Here is a 1,667-nt window from a genome sequence, read left to right on the forward strand (position 1 = left end):
ACGTCGTTTGGAGAATGGAAGTTGGTAATACCTTTTGCAGAATCAACCATCGCAAGTGCTGGACGGTGTTCTTGACATGCATGAAGATCTTCAATGATTTCTTCACGTAAAGAAGTCGGTAAAGATTCGATTTTTTCGTAAAGACCAGCCATACCGTTGTTTACGTTAATGCCTAGCTCGTCGAACAGTTTACCGTGTTTCTCAAACGCATCTTTGTAGTAAATACGCACACAGTGACCGAATACGATCGGGTGTGATACTTTCATCATGGTCGCTTTAACGTGTAAAGAGAACAGGATGCCAGCTTCTTTACAATCTTCTAATTCTTTTTCATAGAAGTCGCAAAGGGCTTTTTTGCTCATGAACATTGAGTCGATGATTTCGCCGTCTTGAAGCGCAACTTTTGGCTTAAGAACGATAGTTTCACCAGACTTGGTGATCAGTTCCATTTTCACATTACGTGCACGGTCTAAAGTCATAGACTTTTCGCCATGGTAGAAGTCGCCTTCTTGCATGTGAGAAACGTGAGTTTGTGACCAAGGTTTCCATTCACCCATAGAATGTGGGTGTTTTTTCGCGTAGTTTTTCACTGCTGTCGGCGCACGACGGTCAGAGTTACCTTCACGAAGTACTGGGTTCACTGCTGAACCTAGGCACTTGCTATAACGCGCTTTAATTGCTTTTTCTTCTTCAGTAGTCGGGTTTTCCGGATAATCAGGCAGTGCATAGCCCTTAGACTGAAGTTCTTTAATGCATGACGTCAACTGAGCAACAGACGCACTAATATTAGGGAGTTTAATGATATTAGTATCTGGGTCCTGAGTAAGACGACCTAATTCTGCCAGGTTATCTGAAACTTTCTGCTCATCGCTTAGATAGTCTGCGAATTCTGCAAGTACGCGTGCGGCTACAGAGATGTCTGTCTTAACAATCTCAACGCCCGCCGGCTTAGTAAAGGTCTCAATGATCGGCAGTAGAGAGTAAGTCGCCAATAATGGCGCCTCGTCGGTCAGTGTGTAAATGATTGTTGACTTTCCACCAGCCATATATAGCCCCTTGCTTTGGATTGAGTTTCTGATCATCAGGCTTTTGGCCTAATTTCAGCGAACCGGTTACTTAAATAAACTTTGAAAGTAGTGGTGCTGGTTGCACCTCAGTCAAAGGAATATCAATACATATTCAACTTTGCCTGAAAAATTCGTAAAATAAAAATTGTCAGCGTGATTCACCGACAGCAGTATTCTACGTGAAAATGAACCTTTTTTCGAATCGGCACATTGCCAAACCATGCGATTTGTGCATTAGAAGGTTAATTTGCAGATTTTGCTTAATTTTACCAAAAATTATAATTTAATCATTATAATTCAATTAATTAAATTAAAAATCAGACAAATTTATCTATAAACTTAATGTGTGCTTAATTCGGTTTTTTGCCATCAATTTTTATCTACATGTTGGGTATCATGAAAATAAATTATCAATGGCCGTAATTTCCATAAGTATGGGTTAAAAAGCGAATTGAAACAGATCTGCTATTCCCTATCGAAATTTATGATCTGCACCTGATAAATTGAAAGTTGATCCTGAAGACTTAAGACAACCTAAATAATAGTCATTTTTCTACTCTTTCTTCAGTTTAAATTATGTGCATTTTTTTAATTACCTTT

The 1,667-nt window shown here is 39.1% G+C and carries 1 protein-coding gene; it reads right to left on the reverse strand.

All coding sequences use genetic code 11. The features are described 5' to 3' along the window. On the reverse strand, positions 1-1,046 hold a 1,046-nt coding region (locus B4J23_RS10915; RefSeq protein ID WP_291360594.1), incomplete at its 3' end, for an NADP-dependent isocitrate dehydrogenase. Positions 1,047-1,667: the final 621 nt, after the last annotated feature.

Source organism: Acinetobacter sp. UBA3025 (assembly GCF_002367915.1).
Classification (GTDB): Bacteria; Pseudomonadota; Gammaproteobacteria; order Pseudomonadales; family Moraxellaceae; genus Acinetobacter.